This is a genomic window from Streptomyces tauricus (genome assembly GCF_014650955.1).
GTDB classification, from domain to species: domain Bacteria; phylum Actinomycetota; class Actinomycetes; order Streptomycetales; family Streptomycetaceae; genus Streptomyces; species Streptomyces tauricus.
Genome location: NZ_BMVY01000008.1, coordinates 147357 through 160312, shown reverse-complemented (window position 1 = coordinate 160312; position 12956 = coordinate 147357). Strand labels below are relative to the sequence as shown.

Below are 12956 nucleotides of genomic sequence, written 5' to 3'. Positions count from 1 at the left end.
GGGTTGTCGGGTGCGGGTCCGATGAGGGCCGAGTGCGCCGTTCCCCGCGCCCCTGGGTGAGTGGGGGTGGCCGTGGGTTTTGGGTGCGGGTCGGTCGGGGTTGAGCGCGCAGTTCCCCGCGCCCCTAGGTGAGTCGGGCGCCCGGTGGGTTTTGGGTGCGGGTCGGTCGGGGTTGAGCGCGCAGTTCCCCGCGCCCCTCACAGGCCGGCTTCGCCGGGCCTGTGCTTTTTAGCCCGTCCGGCGTTTGAGGACGAGGCCGTTCAGGCCGATGCGGGGGTCTGGGGGCGCAGCCCCCAGGGGACGGCGCCTCTCAGTCGCGGGCCAGGCCGAAGCGGGCCAGGAGGCCCCCCGGCTCCGCCGGTTCGTCCGCCGCCGCCACCGCCGCCGCGCCGTCCGTGACCGTCTCGTACACGGACAGGATGTCCGCGCCGACCGTCGACCAGTCGAAGCGCCGCACGTGCGCGCTCCCCCGCTCCCGCAGTTCCGCGCGTCGCGCCGGATCGCCGAGGAGCCGTACCGCCGCCGCGGCCAGCGCGTCCGCGTCCTCGTTGGTGAACAGTTCGCCCGCCGCGCCCTGGTCGAGGACCTGGGCGAACGCGTCGAGGTCGGAGGCGAGCACGGGCGCGCCCGCCGACATGGCCTCGACCAGGATGATCCCGAAGCTCTCGCCGCCGGTGTTGGGCGCGATGTACAGGTCGACGCTGCGCAGGAACCGCGCCTTGTCCTCGTCGCTGACCATGCCGAGGAACTCCACGCGCGAGCGCAGCTCCGCCGGAAGCTTCTCGACGGCCTCCTTCTCGTCGCCGCGTCCGGCGACCAGCAGCCGGGTCTCCGGCCGCTCGGCGAGGATGGCGGGCAGCGCCTTCATCAGGACCGGCAGGCCCTTGCGGGGCTCGTCGATACGGCCGACGAAACCGATCGTCCCGCCCTGCCACTCGGGGTTGGGCTCGGCCTTCGCGAAGTAGTCCACGTCGACGCCGTTCGGGATGACCACGGCGTCACCGCCCAGGTGCTCGACGAGCGTGCGCCGGGCGTACTCGCTCACCGCGATCCGCGCGCTGATCTTCTCCAGGGCGGGCTGCAGGATCGGGTACGCGGCGATCATCGCCCGGGACCGCGGGTTCGATGTGTGGAAGGTGGCGACGATCGGCCCCTGGGCCGCCCAGCAGGCCAGCAGGCCGAGGGAGGGCGAGGCCGGCTCGTGGATGTGGATGACGTCGAACGTGCCGTCGTGCAGCCAGCGGCGGACCCGCGCGGCGGACAGGAACCCGAAGTTCAGGCGCGCGACCGAGCCGTTGTACCGCACGGGAACGGCACGGCCCGCCGAGACGACGTACGGCGGGAGCGGTGTCTCGTCGTCGGCGGGGGCGAGGACGGACACATGGTGTCCGAGCGCGATGAGGTGGTCGGCCAGGTCCCGGATGTGGAACTGGACTCCCCCGGGCACGTCCCAGGAGTACGGGCAGACGATGCCGATCCTCATGGCCGCTCCCCGGGCCGGACCTGATCGTCGTGCCGGACCTGATCGTCGCGTACCGCCGCGGACGGGAGTTCCGCACCGGAGGGCCCCGGGGCCGGCTCCCCCTCGGGCTGCCCCGGGCGGGGCTCCAGGTCGGCGAGCCACAAGCGTTGCAGCATGTGCCAGTCCTCCGGGTGGTCGGCGATCCCCGTGGCGAAGGCGTCGGCCAGCGCCTGTGTCATGACAGACGTCTTCTCGGCCCGGCTACCTGACGCGGGCACCTCGACGGGGGGATGGACTCGGCCACGCATCACGGGCGAGTCGTCGTACCAGAGTGTCACCGGCAGCAGCACGGCGCCGGTCTGCTGGGCGAGCAGCGCGGGACCCGCGGGCATCCGGGTCGTGTCCCCGAAGAAGCCGACCTCGACCCCGGAGGCGGACAGGTCGCGCTCGGCGACCAGGCAGATCAGACCGCCGTCGCGCAGCCGTCGGGCCAGCGTGCCGAACGCGGTGCCCCCGCTGTGCGGCAGCACCTCCATGCCGAGGCCCTCGCGGTACGCCACGAACCGGTCGTACAGCTTCTCCGGCTTGAGGCGTTCGGCGACCGTCGTGAACGGGATCTCCATCTTGGTGGTGACCCAGGCACCCGCGAGGTCCCAGTTGCCCAGGTGCGGCAGCGCGATGATGACGCCCTTGCCCGCCGCGAGCCCTTCGGTCAGATGGTGGAGGCCCTTCGGCTCGAAACCGCTCCTGATGCGTTCCTTGCTCCAGGCCGGCAGCCGGAACGACTCCATCCAGTAGCGCAGGTACGAGCGCATGCCCGCGCGGGACAGCTCCCTGAGCCGCTCCGGGGACGCGTCGGGCAGCACGCGCGCGTAGTTCGATTCGAGGCGCAGTACGCCCTTGCCGCGCCGCTTCCAGGCGATGTCGGCGATGGTCCGGCCGAGGCGCACGGCCACCGGCTCCGGGAGCTTCTTGACGGCTCCCCAGCCCGCGGCGTACGCGGCGTAGGACAGTTGGTCCCGCAGACCGCTCACGAGGTGGCCCCGCTGTTGTGCGAGGCGTTCCCCGGCCCGGCTCCCGGGGTCGTTCCCGGCGCGGCTCCCGGCGCGTTCTCGGGCGGGGCGGCGACCGCCGCGTCGGCCTCGGCGGCCTCCCGGCGCACGGTGACGACGCGCTGGATCAGGGTGACGACACTGCCCACGGCGACGATCCACAGCGCGATCGGCAGCAGTACGTCGATGCCGGGCACCCCGAAGGTCTTGTGGAAGCCCGCCAGACCGGCCGCGACCAGCGAGATCACCAGACGTTCGGCGCGCTCGACGAGGCCGTTGACGGCGACGGGCAGGCCGATCGACTCGCCCCGCGCCTTGGTGTACGACACCACCTGACCGCTGGCCAGGCAGAAGATCGACACGGCGCACAGGACGTTGTTGTCACCGCCGCCCGCGTACCAGAGGGCGAAGCCGCCGAAGATCGCGCTGTCGGCCACCCGGTCGAGTGTCGAGTCGAGGAAGGCGCCCCAGCGGCTGGAGCGGCCCAGCTGGCGTGCCATGTTGCCGTCGACCAGATCCGAGAACACGAAGAGCGTGATGACGATCGTGCCCCAGAAGAGCTCTCCCCGGGGGTAGAAGACCAGCGCGCCCGCCATCACTCCGGCCGTGCCCAGGAGGGTGACCGTGTCGGGGCTTACCCCCCGGCGGATGAGAAACGCGGCGAACGGTGTGAGGACACGCGTAAAGAATGCACGCGCGTACTTGTTCAGCATGGCCTTCCCGACGGTCGGTGTGGCCGGGCGGCCCCTGCTGGCCACCGGCTGGCCCATCGTAGCCACGCGTGCGCGTGTGCGACGGTCGGGCACCCGCGCCCCGGGTCACGTCCTGGTGACATCCGGGGGCCGTGACAGGGGGGCGGCGGGATCGCGTCCGGTGTATGGACGCACCGTGACACGAGTGCAAAGCTCGATGGCACCGCGGGCGTCATCGGAGCCGCCATTCGCGGATCCGCAGGCCCGCGCCCACAGTGACCTCACCGTGCACGGGAGGCAATTCCATGGGCGACAAGGCGAACGCACACCCCGGAGCCGCCGGCAGGGCTACGGCGGCCGACCACCCCGCGTCCGTACGGAATGTGGTGCTGGTCGGCCACAGCGGTTCGGGCAAGACGACTCTGGTGGAGGCTCTCGCGCTGACCGCGGGAGCGGTGAACAGGGCGGGCCGCGTGGAGGACGGCGGCACCGTCTCCGACTACGACGAGATAGAGCACCGGCAGCAGCGCTCGGTGCAGCTCTCCCTGGTCCCGGTCGACTGGGACGGATACAAGATCAATGTGCTGGACACTCCCGGTTACGCCGATTTCGTCGGCGAGCTGAGGGCCGGTCTGCGAGCCGCGGACGCGGCCCTTTTCGTCGTCTCGGCCTCGGACGGGGTGGACGGCTCGACGCGCATGGTGTGGGAGGAGTGCGCGGCGGTCGGCATGCCGAGGGCCATCGTGGTGACGCACCTGGAGTCGGCGCGGGCCGACTTCGACGAGATGACCCGGATCTGCGCGGACGCCTTCGGCGGGGACGACCCCGACGCCGTACTGCCGCTGTACCTGCCGCTGCACGGCGCCGCGGGGCCCGACGGGCACGTGCCGGTGACGGGGCTGATCGGGCTGCTCTCGCAGCGGCTGTTCGACTACTCGTCCGGGGAGCGCAAGGAGTCCGAGCCGGGTCCCGAGCACCTGCCGCTCATCGAGGCGGCCCGCAACCGGCTGATCGAGGGAATCATCTCGGAGAGCGAGGACGAGACCCTCATGGACCGCTATCTCGGCGGTGAGGAGATCGATTTCAAGACACTCGTGCAGGATCTGGAGCGGGCCGTCGCGCGCGGGGTCTTCCATCCGGTGCTGGCCGCCGCGCCTGCCGCCGAGGGCGCCCGGCAGGGGCTGGGCACGGTGGAGCTCTTCGAACTGATCACGGGTGGCTTCCCGACGCCGCTGGAGCGCGAGGCCCCCATGGTCACCACCCCGGACGGCAGGGCCCGCAAGGTCAGGGCCTGTGACCCGGACGGGCCGCTGGTCGCCGAGGTCGTGAAGACCGCCTCCGACCCGTACGTCGGCCGGGTCTCGATGGTGCGGGTGTTCTCCGGGACCCTGCGCCCCGACGAGACGGTGCACGTCTCCGGGCACGGCCTCGCCGACCGCGGTCACGAGGACCATGACGTCGACGAACGCATCGGCGCCCTGTCCGCGCCGTTCGGCAAGCAGCAGCGCGCCCTCACACACGCGATCGCGGGCGATCTGGCGTGTGTGGCCAAGCTGAACCGCGCCGAGACCGGTGACACACTTTCGGCCAAGGACGACCCGCTCCTGATGGAGCCGTGGGAGATGCCCGACCCCTTGCTGCCGCTCGCCATCCAGGCACACAGCAAGGCCGACGAGGACAAGCTCTCGCAGGGCCTGGGCCGGCTGGTCGCCGAGGACCCGACGATGCGCCTGGAACAGAACCAGAACACCCATCAGGTCGTCCTGTGGTGCCTGGGCGAGGCCCACGCGGACGTCGCCCTGGAACGGCTGCGCAACCGCTACGGCGTCCAGGTCGACGTCGTACCGCACAAGGTGTCGCTGCGGGAGACGTTCGCCGCCAAGTCTGCCGGGCGCGGGCGCCATGTGAAGCAGTCCGGCGGGCACGGGCAGTACGCGATCTGCGAGATCGAGGTGGAGCCGCTGCCCGGCGGCTCCGGCATCGAGTTCGTCGACAAGGTGGTGGGCGGCGCCGTGCCCCGGCAGTTCATCCCCTCCGTGGAGAAGGGAGTGCGCGCCCAGGCCGCCAGGGGCGTGACCACGGGTTATCCCCTCATCGACGTACGGATCACGCTGACCGACGGCAAGGCGCACTCCGTGGACTCCTCGGACGCGGCGTTCCAGACCGCCGGCGCGCTCGCCCTGCGGGAGGCCGCGAACGACGCGCGGATCCATCTCCTGGAGCCGGTCGCCGAGGTGACGGTCCTGGTGGGCGACGAGTACGTGGGGGCCGTGATGAGCGATCTGTCGGGCCGGCGCGGGCGGGTCGTCGGCACCGAGCAGGCGCCGGGCGGCCGGACCCTCGTACGGGCCGAGGTCCCGGAGATCGAGATCGGGCGGTACGCGGTCGATCTGCGTTCCCTCTCGCACGGCACCGCGCGTTTCGACCGCGCCTACGCCCGGCACGAGCCCATGCCACCGCAGTTGACCGACCGGATCCGCGAACAGGCTCAGGGCGCTCACTAGTTGATCTCCCCTTCGATCGGCGGACGGCTGCGGCCGTCCGCCGACGAATGTCGGCCCCTGGCGATACTCTGAGAACCTGATCAAGACGATGACCTGATCAACAGGTGTGCGGAGCACCGAAGTCGGGAATGCCGCAGCAGCGGGGCACGGCGGCGATGGGGGCGGTAATGGCGGACGACGCATTCGATTTCAGTCCGGGGGCGCAGGTGCCGCTCTCGGGTTCCGCGGGACAGACGGCGGCGACGTTCGCGCTCGCCTCCGCGGCCTACCGGGACAGTCCCGTCGAAGCGATCCTCGACGCCAACAGCGAGTGGCACCAGTCGAAGGTCGCACCGGGACAGAAGTGGGCTTCGATCTTCAAGCCGAACCTGGGCGAGGCCTTCTCCCGGGCCGTGCAGGTCCGGATGCTGGGCGGTGGCCGCAGCCCGCTCATCCAGTCCTTCGGCACGGAACCGCAGGTGGTGGTCGAGCACTGCCTGGCGGCGACCCGCATCCGCAAGGAGCGGGACAGCTGGCTCACCGCCGTGATGGTGCTGACCGGCCTGATCTTCCTGCCCGGTCTGCTCATCTGGCTGCTGGTCTTCCAGATCCGCCGCTCGGTCGCCAAGGCCGAGGACAAGCGGGCCGGAGCCCTCGGCACCGCGATCCTGATCGGCGTGGGCGGCCTGGCGGTCCTCTTCCTGCTGAAGATGCCGTTCAGCGGCTTCTGGGCCTGGTACGCACGCGCCGCGATCGTCGCGCCCGTCCTCGGCTGGGTCTGGGCGAAGCAGATCTGTGAGCGCACCGCCCGCGACCTGCGGGAGCGGTGGAGCAGCCTGCTGGCGGGCGGCGGCGTCGGCGCCAAGATTCCCGAGGCGGTGCCCGGCAGCCCCGGCGAGACGGAGGCCGAGCGACTGCGCCAGGGCCTGGCCCGGCTGAGCGCGGAGCAGCAGTCGAACTCGGTCTTCTACGCGGGCCCCAAGGGCATACTGGGCATGGGTACGCGCTGGGGCACCTGGCAGCTCGCCGAGGACCTGGTGTCGGCCGACCCCACCAAGGAGATCCATCCGTTCCGCAGCTGGGACGTCATCCGGTCGATCCACGACCAGTTGCGCATGCTGGAGCGCGGCCCGCTCAACACCGGCGGTTTCCCGGCGCCTTCGATAAAGCACTGGGTGGTCACCCCGATCAACGAGAACGCCGGCTCGGTCTCCCGCCCGGGCGGCACCGACGTGGACGCCTACCAGATCAAGGCGCACAAAATACAGGAGATCTGCAACAAGCAGCAGTTCGGCAGCGGTGACCGGCACTACCTCGGGGTCCAGTGGACGCTCTGGGACGGCCAGTTGATCATCACGATGCTGATCACCGTGACCGTGCTGCACGAGACGCTGCGCATCGAGGTCACCGGACACGCCCTGGGGCCCGTGCACTCGCTGTTCTTCGGCAAGCCCGCCGCCAAGACGAAGACGGTCCCCAAGACCGTCAGGTTCTGGGAGACCAAGACGCAGAAACTGCCGCTGATCGACGCCGACGAGGTCGTACGGCTCGCGGTGCGGGCACCCTTCACCTGGTATCCGCCGATCCTCGACCACCTCGGCGGCAAGCTCATCCTGCCGGAGCCCTTCGGTCTGCGGCACGCCTGGGCGGCCAAGCCCTGGCGGCACCGCTTCATGGCCGACGACGCGCTGCGCGCCGCGACCCCCGTGCTGCGGGTGGTGCACGCGGCCGCGATCCGGGTGCTGAACGACAACGGCGTGGACACGACGAAGTTCGGCAACCGCTCGTCCGCCCTCAGCGGGGCCGTCCAGGACGCCTCCCCCAGGAAGGCGGACCTGTACGACGCGTAGGCGTCTACGCCGGGTGGACCTCAGGGAGGCCGGGCCTCAGGCCGACGGCCAGGCCTCCGCGAGCATCTTTCGGGTGTCCGCGAGGAGTTGGGGCAGCACGCGGGTGTGACCGACCACCGGCATGAAGTTCGTGTCCCCGCCCCAGCGGGGCACGAGGTGCTGGTGGAGGTGCGCGGCGATCCCGGCCCCCGCGACCGAACCCTGGTTCATCCCGATGTTGAAGCCGTGCGCACCGGACGCGGTCCGCAGCGCGGTCATCGCCTGCTTGGTCAGCTCGCCTAGCTCGGCGGTCTCGGGGACGGTCAGATCGGTGTAGTCCGCGACGTGCCGGTAGGGCACGACCATCAGATGGCCGCCGTTGTACGGGTACAGGTTGAGCACCGCGTAGACCTGCTCGCCGCGCTTGATGACGAGGCCGTCCTCGTCGGATTTCGCCGGAATCGAGCAGAAGGGGCAGCCGTCGTCGGCCCCGGGACCGGTCGGCTTGTTCTCACCCTGGATGTATGCCATCCGGTGGGGCGTCCACAGGCGCTGGAACGCGTCCTGTGTGCCGACTCCGATCTGCTGCTCCGGCTCACTCGTCATGGGGTGAAGCATATGGCTTCGCCCGTTCGCGGCGTGTCGCCGGGTACCGCGCGAAAGGGCCCGCCGCCAAGCTGAGGTGATGGACGACGACACCCGCACGGCACACTGGGAGCGCCGCACCGAGATGCCGCTCGCCCTCGCCTCGGTGCTCTTCTTCACCTCGTACGCGATCCGGGTCCTGGGCCACGGGCTGCCCCGGCCGTGGCCGAGCGCCTGTGTCGCGGTCATGCTCGGGGCCTGGGCGGTGTTCGCCGTCGACTACGCCGTGCGCTGGCGGCTGAGCGGCCAGGGGCCCCACTTCGTACGGAAGCACTGGCTGGACACGGTCGTCCTGCTGCTGCCCCTGCTGCGTCCCCTGCGTGTGGTGAAGGTCTACGAGGCGGTTCAGCGGCGCCGCGGCCGGCCCCGGCTCACCCTGCACGCCCGCGTGATCACGTACGCGGGTCTCGCCGTGTCCCTCCTCGGCTTCGCGGGCGCGCTCGCCGTGTACCAGCAGGAGCGCACGGCACCGGGCGCGACGATCCACACGTTCGGCGACGCGGTGTGGTGGGCCTGCGCGACGCTGGCGACCGTGGGGTACGGCGACGTGGCTCCCGTGACACCCGTGGGGCGGTTGGTCGCGGTGGCGATGATGGCCTGCGGGCTCGCCCTGCTCGGCGCGGTCACGGGTTCCTTCTCGTCCTGGCTGCTCCAGGTCTTCGCCGGCGAGGGCACCGAGAAGCCACCTGGCGGCAACGAGAAACCCCCGGGCGGCTGAGCCGGCCGGGGGCTTTCCGTCACGCGCCGGGCGCGCGGGACGCTCAGATCTGCACGCGCTCCTCGACGACCTTCGCGATCTTCGCGATGGCCTCGTCGAGCGGGATGCCGTTCTCCTGGGAGCCGTCGCGGTAGCGGAAGGAGACGGCACCGGCGGCCATGTCCTCGTCGCCCGCGATGACCATGAAGGGCACCTTCTGCTTCTGGGCGTTGCGGATCTTCTTCTGCATACGGTCGGAGGACGAGTCGACCTCGACCCGCAGCCCCTTCTTCTTCGCCTCGGCGGCGAACTTCTGCAGATAGTCGATGTGCGCGTCGCCGATCGGGATGCCGACCGCCTGGACGGGCGCGAGCCACGCCGGGAACGCGCCCGCGTAGTGCTCGAGGAGGACCGCGAAGAAGCGCTCGATGGAGCCGAACAGCGCACGGTGGATCATGACGGGGCGCTGCTTGGTGCCGTCGGGGCCCGTGTACTCCAGGTCGAACCGCTCGGGCAGGTTGAAGTCGAGCTGCACGGTCGACATCTGCCAGGTCCTGCCGATCGCGTCCTTGGTCTGGACGGAGATCTTCGGGCCGTAGAACGCGGCGCCGCCCGGGTCCGGGACCAGCGGGAGACCCTGCTTCTCGGCCACCTGCCGCAGCGTCTCGGTGGCCTCCTCCCAGACCTCGTCGGAGCCGACGAACTTCTCCGGGTCCTTGGTGGACAGCTCCAGGTAGAAGTCGGTCAGACCGTAGTCCCGCAGCAGGCCGAGGACGAAGGTGAGCGTCTTGTCCAGCTCCTCCGCCATCTGCTCCTTGGTGCAGTAGATGTGCGCGTCGTCCTGGGTGAAGCCGCGGGCGCGGGTCAGACCGTGCACCACACCCGACTTCTCGTACCGGTACACGGTCCCGAACTCGAAGAGGCGCAGCGGCAGTTCGCGGTAGGAGCGGCCGCGCGCGTCGAAGATCAGGTTGTGCATCGGGCAGTTCATGGGCTTGAGGTAGTAGTCCACGCCCTCGTCGAGCTGCATGGGCGGGTACATGCCGTCGGCGTACCAGTCCAGGTGGCCCGAGGTCTCGAAGAGCTTCCCCTTGGTGGCGTGCGGGGTGTAGACGAACTCGTACCCCTCCTCCTCGTGGCGGCGCCGCGAGTAGTCCTCCATGACGCGGCGGATGATGCCGCCCTTGGGGTGGAAGACCGCGAGGCCCGAACCGATCTGCTCCGGGATGGAGAACAGGTCGAGTTCGCTGCCGAGCTTGCGGTGGTCGCGCTTCTCGGCCTCGGCGAGGAACTCCAGGTGCGCCTTCAGCTCGTCCTTGGTGGGCCAGGCGGTGCCGTAGATGCGCTGGAGCATCGGGTTCTTCTCACTGCCGCGCCAGTAGGCGGCGGCGTTGCGCATCAGCTTGAACGCCGGGATGTTCCGGGTGGTCGGCAGGTGGGGACCGCGGCAGAGGTCCTTCCAGCACAGGTCGCCGGTCTTGGCGTCGAGGTTGTCGTAGATGGTCAGCTCGCCCGCGCCCACCTCGACATCCGCGCCGTCGTCGCTGGACGCGGAGCCCTTGAGGCCGATCAGCTCCAGCTTGTAGGGCTCGTCGGCGAGCTCCTCACGGGCGGCCTCGTCGGTGACGACGCGGCGCGAGAAGCGCTGGCCGCGCTTCTGGATCTCCTGCATCTTCTTCTCGACGGCCTTGAGGTCCTCGGGGGTGAAGGGCCTCGCCACGTCGAAGTCGTAGTAGAAGCCGTCCTTGACCGGCGGGCCGATGCCCAGCTTGGCCTCGGGGAACAGCTCCTGCACGGCCTGGGCCATCACGTGCGCGGTGGAGTGGCGCAGGATGTCGAGACCGTCCTTCGAGGAGATCTCGACGCTCTCGACGGTCTCGCCGTCCTTCACCTCGTACGCGAGGTCCTTCAGCTCGCCCGCCACGCGCGCGGCGACGATGGTGCGCTCACCGGCGAAGAGCTCGGCCGCCGTAGTCCCCGTCGTCACCACGCGCTCTTCCCGCTCGGAATCGCGTTGGATGATCACACGGACGTCTGACACCGGACTCTCCTGCCTGAAGGGAACGCACTTTCTCTTGCGTGCGTAATGGAAAGGATCGTACCGAGCCGGGGGCGCCCACCGCGAAACGGTTAACCATCACGCCCTCGCGGCCCCCGCCGCACGTGCCGACGGAGCACGCCGGCCATCGCCGCCGTACCCCGTCGCGGCCGTACGTCAGCCCTCGGTGCAGGCCTCCTCGAAGAAGTCGAGGTTCTCCTGGAGCGACTTCATCAGGCGGTCGCGCTCCGCCTCGTCCACCTGGACCGGGGTGACCCCGGACGCCCCGGTCAGGCGCCGGAATCCGCCGCGGCTCTCCAGCCGCCCGTGCACGCGCACCGGCAGCCCGACGAGATGGGCGTGCCCCGCGATGCGGTACGACTCCTCGTCGAGGGTCATCCGGACGTGCGGCACCTCGGCCCCCGCGATGACCTTCAGCCGTACGGTTCCGTCGCCGCGCGGCCCTGACCTGCGCATCCGCACCACTGCGCCGGTGATACGCACGGGCACGGACGGCTCCTCCCGCAGATAGCGGGCCCCCGCCTCGCGCAGCGCGGGCAGGTCGCCGGGCGAGAACTCGACGGGTTCCGCGGACGCCGCGCACCCCTCGGGGACCCCGGCGGCGGGCGCCCACTCGACGGCGACCCTGGCGCCCTCCGTGCCCCGCACCAGCGCCACGAGCGCCTCGGTCAGCTCATGGCTCACCCCCGCCTCGACAGCCCCGTCGAAGGCGTCCATGCCGCCGGTGGCGCGCCGGTAGTCGATCGCCTCACGGGCCGCGGACAACGCGTGGTGCAGCCGGACGGCGAGGGGGCGTCCGGTGGCGACCGGTACGAAGGCAGTGAGGCGACGGCCGCCGGGGGCGGCTCCGACGAGCGCGTCGTCCAGCAGGGCGGCGGCGGGCCTGCGGTGGCGGGCGCCGTGGTAGCCGGCCCGCCCGCGGGTGGCGAGGGCGCCCGCGAGGAGGATCTGCCGTGCCGCCGTACGCGTCTGTTCCTCGACGGTCCACGGCGACGTGCCGACCGGGCCCACCGGCACATCGCGCCACCAGTGGATCTCGTCGCTGGGCACGGCGAGACCGACCAGGACGTCACGGGCGGCGGGCGAGCCGCTGCGGGACAGCGCGACGAGGGCCTCCCCGAGGAGGTCCTCGCTGTCCGGGAACGCCCGGCTCTCCGGCACGAGCAGACTGGTGCCGGAACCGCCGGGCCCCGGTGGGGTCCAGCGGCCGTACCGGCCCGGCGCTCCGCCGCGGCGCTGCCAGCCGTGCCGGTGCAGCAGCGCGCCGAGGACCGCCGGGTCGACCTCGTCCGGCCGCGGCGGCTGGTCCCACAGCCCCGGCGGCTCGACGGGGTGGGGCCTGACGGGGCGTAGGGGCTCGTCGAAGGGGCGGTGCGTCACGGTATGCCTCCCGTACCGACCCGCGTCATGATCTCGCAGAGCGCCCTGTCGTCGAAGACGCGCGTGGTCGGTATCCGCACGGTGGTCCTGCGCCGGCCGGTGATCCGGTGTCCGGCGAGGTTGATCCAGTAGCAGCAGTGCCGCAGGTCGAGGCCTTCGTGGCCGGCGCGCAGCCAGTCGTCCTGCGATCTGGGCACCAGCATCACGACCAGGATTTTGTGCACCGAGACCGGGGTCCGGGCCAGCTTCTCCAGGTGGGCGTTGTCGAGCGTGAAGGAGAAGGCCGCGCCCGGCGGGTTCGGCGGGATCTGGTACGTGCACTTGAGCTGCACCTTGATGGTGACTTCGTCGTCGACCGTGTGCCCGGGGGCGCTGTGGCTGACGTGCCAGTCGATGCCGTTGTCCGGAAAGGGCTGGGACAGGGAGCAGCCCGAGGCGGCCGCCACCGCGTGCAGATAGCCGACCTGCAGTGTCTCCATGCACGCCGTGGTGGCCAGTGAGCCGCGATGCGGTGCCGTCCGCCGGGGCAGCAGCCCGCCCTGCTCGGGCTGCGCGAGCGCCATGTCCAACAGCCTTCCGAATCCGGTGAATCCCCGCGACGAGTCGCTGAACTGCAAAGACCCGTACCTCTGTTGTCTCCTTCCGGCGTACGGCGCA

At 70.9% G+C, this 12956-nt stretch carries 10 protein-coding genes; 3 read left to right on the top strand and 7 right to left on the bottom strand.

Annotation, left to right across the window (positions count from 1 at the left end; genetic code table 11):
* Positions 1-310: 310 nt before the first annotated feature.
* From IE278_RS15705 to pgsA, 3 genes are read right to left on the bottom strand one after another with little or no spacing between them, the layout of a single operon-like run.
* Positions 311-1483 carry a glycosyltransferase family 4 protein gene (locus IE278_RS15705; protein ID WP_189772724.1) on the bottom strand — a complete coding sequence of 391 codons (1173 nt, stop codon included), beginning with the start codon at positions 1481-1483 and terminating at the stop codon, positions 311-313.
* Positions 1480-2487, bottom strand: a complete 1008-nt coding sequence (locus tag IE278_RS15700; protein ID WP_373312002.1) for a phosphatidylinositol mannoside acyltransferase — start codon at positions 2485-2487, stop codon at positions 1480-1482. Before IE278_RS15700 ends, IE278_RS15705 begins: the two co-directional genes overlap by 4 nt.
* Positions 2488-2492: 5 nt before the next feature.
* A complete protein-coding gene (pgsA, locus tag IE278_RS15695) occupies positions 2493-3284 on the bottom strand; it encodes a phosphatidylinositol phosphate synthase (protein WP_246570343.1) in 792 nt (263 codons plus the stop codon).
* Between the two features lie 227 nt (positions 3285-3511).
* Here pgsA and IE278_RS15690 point away from each other — a divergent pair, with 227 nt between their 5' ends.
* Entirely contained in the window at positions 3512-5710 is a 2199-nt protein-coding gene (locus IE278_RS15690; RefSeq protein ID WP_189772722.1) for an elongation factor G-like protein EF-G2, read from the top strand.
* Positions 5711-5877: 167 nt separating this feature from the next.
* Positions 5878-7539: an AbeC-like domain-containing protein gene (locus tag IE278_RS15685; protein WP_189772720.1), complete on the top strand. Its 1662-nt coding sequence runs from the start codon at positions 5878-5880 to the stop codon at positions 7537-7539.
* A 36-nt stretch (positions 7540-7575) separates the two neighbouring features.
* Here IE278_RS15685 and IE278_RS15680 read toward each other — a convergent pair whose 3' ends face one another.
* Entirely contained in the window at positions 7576-8136 is a 561-nt protein-coding gene (locus tag IE278_RS15680; RefSeq protein ID WP_189772718.1) for an HIT family protein, read from the bottom strand.
* A 67-nt stretch (positions 8137-8203) separates the two neighbouring features.
* Here IE278_RS15680 and IE278_RS15675 point away from each other — a divergent pair, with 67 nt between their 5' ends.
* A complete protein-coding gene (locus IE278_RS15675; RefSeq protein WP_189772716.1) occupies positions 8204-8881 on the top strand; it encodes a potassium channel family protein in 678 nt (225 codons plus the stop codon).
* 43 nt (positions 8882-8924) lie between these two features.
* On the opposite strand, the gene thrS is transcribed toward IE278_RS15675, so the two are convergent.
* The 3 genes from thrS to IE278_RS15660 all read right to left on the bottom strand — a co-directional run bounded on the left by thrS (position 8925) and on the right by IE278_RS15660 (position 12862).
* A complete protein-coding gene (thrS, locus tag IE278_RS15670; protein WP_189772714.1) occupies positions 8925-10901 on the bottom strand; it encodes a threonine--tRNA ligase in 1977 nt (658 codons plus the stop codon).
* A 174-nt stretch (positions 10902-11075) separates the two neighbouring features.
* Positions 11076-12299 carry a hypothetical protein gene (locus IE278_RS15665; protein WP_189772712.1) on the bottom strand — a complete coding sequence of 408 codons (1224 nt, stop codon included), beginning with the start codon at positions 12297-12299 and terminating at the stop codon, positions 11076-11078.
* Positions 12296-12862 (bottom strand): DUF4365 domain-containing protein, encoded by a 567-nt coding sequence (locus tag IE278_RS15660; RefSeq protein ID WP_107019874.1) that lies wholly within the window; start codon positions 12860-12862, stop codon positions 12296-12298. The genes IE278_RS15665 and IE278_RS15660 overlap by 4 nt, the downstream gene beginning before the upstream one ends.
* Positions 12863-12956 lie beyond the last annotated feature (94 nt).

Excerpts from the sequence above, each read along its gene's own strand:
- IE278_RS15705 (WP_189772724.1), bottom strand. The coding sequence starts at position 1,483 with ATGAGGATCGGCATCGTCTGCCCGTACTCCTGGGACGTGCCCGGGGGA.
- pgsA (WP_246570343.1), bottom strand. The coding sequence starts at position 3,284 with ATGGGCCAGCCGGTGGCCAGCAGGGGCCGCCCGGCCACACCGACCGTC.
- IE278_RS15690 (WP_189772722.1), top strand. The coding sequence starts at position 3,512 with ATGGGCGACAAGGCGAACGCACACCCCGGAGCCGCCGGCAGGGCTACG.
- IE278_RS15685 (WP_189772720.1), top strand. The coding sequence starts at position 5,878 with ATGGCGGACGACGCATTCGATTTCAGTCCGGGGGCGCAGGTGCCGCTC.
- IE278_RS15680 (WP_189772718.1), bottom strand. The coding sequence starts at position 8,136 with ATGCTTCACCCCATGACGAGTGAGCCGGAGCAGCAGATCGGAGTCGGC.
- IE278_RS15675 (WP_189772716.1), top strand. The coding sequence starts at position 8,204 with ATGGACGACGACACCCGCACGGCACACTGGGAGCGCCGCACCGAGATG.
- IE278_RS15660 (WP_107019874.1), bottom strand. The coding sequence starts at position 12,862 with ATGGCGCTCGCGCAGCCCGAGCAGGGCGGGCTGCTGCCCCGGCGGACG.